The 5,469-nt window shown below is 70.1% G+C and carries 5 protein-coding genes and 1 pseudogene; 4 read left to right on the top strand and 2 right to left on the bottom strand.

Annotated elements, in window-relative coordinates:
* Window positions 1–161 precede the first annotated feature (161 nt).
* Together ACLL9L_RS07710 and ACLL9L_RS07705 are read left to right on the top strand one after the other, a co-directional pair.
* Window positions 162–380 carry a cupredoxin domain-containing protein gene (locus tag ACLL9L_RS07710; protein WP_411284061.1) on the top strand — a complete coding sequence of 73 codons (219 nt, stop codon included), beginning with the start codon at window positions 162–164 and terminating at the stop codon, window positions 378–380.
* A gap of 243 nt (window positions 381–623) precedes the next feature.
* A complete protein-coding gene (locus tag ACLL9L_RS07705) occupies window positions 624–1,151 on the top strand; it encodes a flavodoxin family protein (protein WP_411284060.1) in 528 nt (175 codons plus the stop codon).
* A gap of 130 nt (window positions 1,152–1,281) precedes the next feature.
* On the opposite strand, the gene ACLL9L_RS07700 is transcribed toward ACLL9L_RS07705, so the two are convergent.
* Window positions 1,282–2,541: an N-acetylglucosamine-6-phosphate deacetylase gene (locus ACLL9L_RS07700; RefSeq protein ID WP_411284059.1), complete on the bottom strand. Its 1,260-nt coding sequence runs from the start codon at window positions 2,539–2,541 to the stop codon at window positions 1,282–1,284.
* 76 nt (window positions 2,542–2,617) lie between these two features.
* Window positions 2,618–3,844, bottom strand: a complete 1,227-nt coding sequence (locus ACLL9L_RS07695) for an ROK family protein (protein ID WP_411284058.1) — start codon at window positions 3,842–3,844, stop codon at window positions 2,618–2,620.
* Between the two features lie 102 nt (window positions 3,845–3,946).
* On the opposite strand from ACLL9L_RS07695, the gene ACLL9L_RS07690 reads away from it, so the two are divergent.
* Both ACLL9L_RS07690 and ACLL9L_RS07685 read left to right on the top strand, forming a co-directional pair.
* Window positions 3,947–5,209 (top strand): extracellular solute-binding protein, encoded by a 1,263-nt coding sequence (locus tag ACLL9L_RS07690; protein WP_411284057.1) that lies wholly within the window; start codon window positions 3,947–3,949, stop codon window positions 5,207–5,209.
* 4 nt (window positions 5,210–5,213) lie between these two features.
* A pseudogene (locus ACLL9L_RS07685) lies at window positions 5,214–5,469 on the top strand (hypothetical protein); the annotation flags it as partial.

Below are 5,469 nucleotides of genomic sequence, written 5' to 3'. Positions count from 1 at the left end.
CCACGTCCAGCTCGGCCACGTCCAGCTCGGCCACGTCCAGCTCGCCCACGTCGACCGAGGCGCCGTCCCCTGCGGCCACCTCCGCGACGCCAGGCCCGGCGAAGCCAACGGCGACGTCCGGCGGCGCGTCGGCGGTGGCGGCAGTCACCATCAAGGACTTCATGTTCACCGTGCCCGCCACGGTTGCGCCCGGCGCGATGATCATGATCACGAACGCTGACAGCGAAGTCCACACGATCACATCCAAGGCGGGCGGCTTCGACGTCAAGGTTGCCGGGCGCGGTGGGACGGCCATGTTGACCGCCCCCGCCACCGCCGGGAAGTATGCGCTGGTCTGCGACTTCCACTCCGACATGAGTGGCACGCTGATCGTCCGATGACTTCGTGAGCTGACCTCCACAGACACCCGGTTGGGGTGACCACGCGCCGGTGGTGACGCACGGTTGTCCCAACCGGGGCCGGATCAGCCTGCAGGTCGCCAGCACGTGACCTGCAGGCTCTCTTCGGGACCTTCGGCCCTGCCCGTCGGCGGGCTCCCGCGACATGGTGGTCGTAGGTCGAGGTCGTCGCCCGTCTGATCTCGAGTCCGATGCCCCGTCCGGGGGCTGAGAAGTGAGGTCATCATGCGTGCACTGGTCGTCTACGAGTCCATGTTCGGCAACACCGCGTCGATCGCGAAGGCGATCCGCGACGGGATCTCTGACCATCTCGAGACCGACCTGGTCGAGGTGGGCGGAGCATCCCCCCAGGTCGGCGACGAGACCATCCTGCTGGTGGTCGGTGGCCCGACCCACGCGTTGGGGCTCTCGTCAGCCCAGACGCGGCACACCGCGCAGACCACGGCGACAACCTCAGTGATCTCCGCGCGCATCGGCATCCGGGAGTGGATCACCGAGCTCGTGGTGGACTCCGCGCGGACGACGTTCGCCACGTTCGACACACGCACCAAGCACCACTGGATCCCCGGGTCTGCAGCGGTCAAGGCGGACACCGCCCTGCGCCGTCTGGGCCTGCGCTCCACCGGGGCGCCGACGTCGTTCCTGGTCAACGGGACGCCCGGGCCGTTGCTGCCCGGCGAGCTGGCGCGGGCCCGGGAGTGGGGCGCGCTCCTGGGCGCTGCGTCAGTCGCCCGTCAGGTCGCCCGTCGGTGAGAGAGGGGCGCGCCGCGCCCACTCAAGGGTGCGACGCCCGATCCGGTGCTGGCAACCGCTGGTTGTCGTCACCGGCCCCACGACGATCTGCACCCACGTAGCAGCGTGGGGGACCCGGTAGCAGTCGACGTCAGGTGGCCCGGTAGCGATCGACGTCAGGTGGCCCCGTCGCCGGCGGGGAAGCCATCGGCAGCCACTCCCCGCGCCGGAGCACCCTCCGGAGATGGAGCCGATCATCCACGACGAGAACGTCTGCGCGACGTCCGGCCACGAGCGCCCCGACATCGCTCAGAGCCAAAGCCGTTGCGGGAGTGAGAGAGGCCGAGGTCACCGCGTCGTGCAGGCAGACACCGGCCTGCGTGACGCACCACCGCACGACGTCGAGGAGCGTGGCGACTCCGCCCGCGATGGACCCACCCTCGGCCAGGCGTGCCGCGCGTCCGGCGACGAGGACGTCCTGGCCGCCGAGGGTGTATCTGCCGTCGGGCATCCCGGAGGCGGCCATGGAGTCGGTGACGAGCATGAGGTTGTGCGGGCCGACGACGTCGAACAGCATCCGCACAGTGCCGGGAGCGAGGTGCACACCGTCCCCGATGACCTCGAGCACGGCGTCGCCCTGCGCTGCCTGCGCCAGGGCGGCGGCAACCGGCCCCGGGGCGCGGTGGTGCAGGGACGGCATACCGTTGAAGACGTGGGTGACCAGGGGTCTACCGCCTCGCGGGGCAACCTCGCGGGCCTGCCGCAGGGAGGCCCACGCCGTGTCGACGTCGGCGTCGGTGTGCCCCAGCGCGGGGATGATCCCGAGCCGGGAGAGCAGCGTCGGCAGCCGGTCGCCCCCGGGGCGTTCGGGCGCGTAGGTCATCTGGGTCACTGCCGTGGACACGCCGGCGTCAGTGGCTGCCTGCACGAGTGCCTCGACGAGGGACTCGTCGACATCGGTGAGCGCAGCGGGGTTCTGCGCGCCGCGCCGCGCCATGGAGAGGAAGGGTCCCTCGAGGTGGATGCCGGCCAGTGCCCCGGTCGCGACGAGGGCGGCGCAGGTCGACACGCCGGCAAACAGCACATCGGGGGCGGCGGACACCAGGCTGCCCAGCAGCGACGTCGTGCCGCTGCGGTGGTGGTGGCTGACCGCCAGGTGGGCGCCCTCGGCGCTCGGGCCGAACTCGCCGCCCGCACCGCCATGACAGTGCCCGTCGACCAACCCGGGCAGCAGCGTTGCGCCGCGCTCCCATCCGGGCGGCACCGGGGCGCCCACGTCCTCCGGGGGAAGGTCAGCCGCGTGGCCGACGAAACGGATCCGGTCGCCGACGACAAGCACCACGCCGTCCTCGAGCACACCGTCTCGGGTGACGACCCGCCCGCGCAGGAGCATCGTGCCGTTGCTGTCCACACCCCCCATCATGTCGTCCACCGGACCGGGCGGGAGAGCCGCCGGGCGGGACACCTGACGACTGTTCGGGTGGTGTTCAACCGGGTTCGCTGCGGGAGAGCAGTCGCTGCCACACGTCGTCCAGGGCACTGAGGATGGCGCCGGCGATGACCGCGTCCTGCGCCAGGGGAGACAGCTCGACGGTGGGAGGGTGCAGCGTGAGACCGCTCAGGTGGCGCTGGATCGCCTCGGTGAGCAGCCCGCCGGCGCGGGCGACGCCCCCGCCGATCACCAGGGCGTCCGGGTCGAGGGCGAGCACGATGGGCGCGACGGCGGCCGAGAACAGCCTCGCGACGTCGTCGACGACCGCGACGGCCGCGGCGTCCCCGTTGGCGGCCGCCTCGAACACCTTGGCCGCGTCTGCCGGGGTGCTGCTCTGCCCCAGCAGGGCACCGAGGGTGGAGGTCGGGTCGGCCGCCGCTGCGACGCGGGCTCGCCTCACGATGCCGCCGGAGCCGATGGCCGACTCGAGGGGTCCGTCCTCGGTCATCCCCAGGCGGGGCGGCGAGCCTTCCGGCCTGATGAAGCCGATCTCGCCCGCGGCGAGTGTCGCGCCGCGGTGGAGGCGCCCCTCGATGACGATGCCGGCCCCGAGTCGTTCGCCCCACTGGACGGCAAGAAGTGTGTGGGGTGCGTCCGCTCGCGCCGCGAACACGGCGCTGGCCACGAGGTTCGCGTTGTTCTCGAGTCGGATGGGGCAGAAGCACGCCCGCCGCAGATAGCGCAGAAGATCGAAGGAGGACCACTGGCCCTCGTCGGTCCTCAAGGTGATCCGCCCGACCTCCGCGTCCACGATCCCGGGGCACCCGGCGGCCACGGACGCCAGTGCTGTCCGCGCGATCCCGGCTTCGCTCAGGGCCTCGGCGATGACCGTGTCGAGCGCAGCCACCATGGCCTCGCTGCCTGCACCGGCCACGGCGAGGCGCCGCAACGACAGGCGTTCCCCCGTGAGGTCCGCGACCGAGGCCGCGACGGAGTGAACGCCCACGTCGATCCCGAGAACGGGTGCCGCCAGACCGTCGAGGCGCACCCGCACGGCCGGCCGGCCGATCCGGCCCTGTCCCGCTGGGGCCTCGACCACGATCAGCCCCTCGCCCATCAGGTCCTCAACTGCCTGCGCCACCGTCGGACGGGTCAGTCCAGTCGCCCTGACGAGCTCGGCGATCCGCTGCGGCTGCGGTGCGGTGCGGCGGACCGCACTGAGTACCGAGGACGTGGTCTGCCGCCACAGCGCCGGCGGGCCCTGGGCATCGTCTCGGATCACGGCACCAGTCCTTGTCACCTGCCTGTCCATAGTATATAAAGATATCATCTTTACTAAGGGTGGGGAGGTCGACCCCGCTTCACGTGTTCTCCAGGAGGAACCATGGCAACAAAGATCGGTCTACTGATAGCCGGCGTCAGCACCGCAGCGTTGGCCCTGTCCGGGTGCAGCGGCGGCAGCGGAGCAGGCACCGCCGCCGGAGGTGGCGCAGGAGGCGAGACCGCCAAGGTGGCCTCGATCAAGCTCGTCGCGGCGGAGTACTCCAAGGGGACGGCGACCTTCTGGAAGCAGTTCGCCGAGAAGTACAAGGCCAAGACCGGCACCACCCTCGAGGTCCAGGTCGTCAGCTGGGACTCCATCGACCAGACCAGCAGCACCATGATCCAGAACAACAACGCCCCGGACATCCTCAACCTCAACATCTACGCCTCATACGCGAAGGACAAGCTGCTCTACAGCGCGGACGAGGTCCTCTCGCCGGCCGTCAAGAGCGACCTGCTCGATGCCTTCGTCAAGAGCGGCTCCTACCAGGACAAGATGTATGGCATGCCGGACCTGTCCTCGGCCCGGGCGCTCTTCTACAACAAGGACCTGTTCGCCAAGGCAGGCATCGCCGCAGCGCCGAAGACGTGGGACGAGTTCGTCAGCGCTGCCCAGAAGGTCCAGGCACTGGGCGACGGGGACATCGGCTACGCCATGCCGCTCGGACCGGAGGAGGCCCAGGGCGAGTTCTCGATCTGGACCTTCAACAACGGTGGGGACTGGAAGAAGAACGGCACGTGGAGCATCAACTCGGCGGAGAACGTCAAGACGCTGACCTTCCTGAAGAACTTGGCCACCCAGCAGAAGGTCACGCAGAACAACCCCGGCAAGACCAACCGCGCCCAGGCGTTCGACCTCTTCAAGTCCGGCAAGGCGGGGATGGTCGTGGGCTTCTCCCCCCTCGCGGGCGCGCTCGACAAGGACAAGAAGGTCAACTACGGCGTCGCCCCGATGCCCAGCAACGCCGGCGGTGAGCCTCAGACCTTCGGCGTGACCGACTACCTCATGGGCTTCAAGAAGCCGGGCAACCAGGATGCCGTCAAGGCGTTCTACGACCTGTACTACCAGAAGGACCAGGTCAACGAGTTCATCAAGGCCGAGGGCTTCCTGCCCGTCACCAAGAGCGGCCTGGCGGTGTTCGCGTCCGACCCCAAGCTCAAGGTCTACCTCGACACCCTGCCCAACGCGCACCTGACGCCCACCGACGACCCCACCTGGGACAAGGTGAAGCTGGACGTGCAGCAGAACCTGGGTGCAGGCATCGCCGGCGACCCCAAGGCGACCTTGGACGCCCTGCAGAAGACCGCCGAGAACGCCGGCTGAGCAGGTGGCCCAGCACGTGCCCGGCCTGGCAGTCACCGACGACACGGTGACTGCCAGGCCCCAGGGCATCGAAGGGGCACCCCTCGAGGGCCCCCGTGGCCGGTTGCGGCGCGGCCCCAGGCGCAGCACCGACCGGACCTCGCTCGGGACGGCGCTGCTCTGGCTGGGGCCGGCCCTGGCGCTGATCGCCGGCGTCGTGGTCTTCCCCGCCGTCGAGCTCGTCAAGGCGTCCCTGAGCACCTACTCGATCACCGGGCTGC

Origin of the sequence: Lapillicoccus sp. (assembly GCF_046595215.1) — a bacterium.
In the GTDB taxonomy this organism is placed as follows: domain Bacteria; phylum Actinomycetota; class Actinomycetes; order Actinomycetales; family Dermatophilaceae; genus Lapillicoccus.
Note: the sequence above shows the minus strand (reverse complement) of the source record. Positions and strands in the feature narration are given on the sequence as shown.

Bases quoted from the DNA above. Each gene is read 5' to 3' on its own strand.
- ACLL9L_RS07710 (WP_411284061.1), top strand. From the start codon at position 162: ATGTTCACCGTGCCCGCCACGGTTGCGCCCGGCGCGATGATCATGATC.
- ACLL9L_RS07705 (WP_411284060.1), top strand. From the start codon at position 624: ATGCGTGCACTGGTCGTCTACGAGTCCATGTTCGGCAACACCGCGTCG.
- ACLL9L_RS07690 (WP_411284057.1), top strand. From the start codon at position 3,947: ATGGCAACAAAGATCGGTCTACTGATAGCCGGCGTCAGCACCGCAGCG.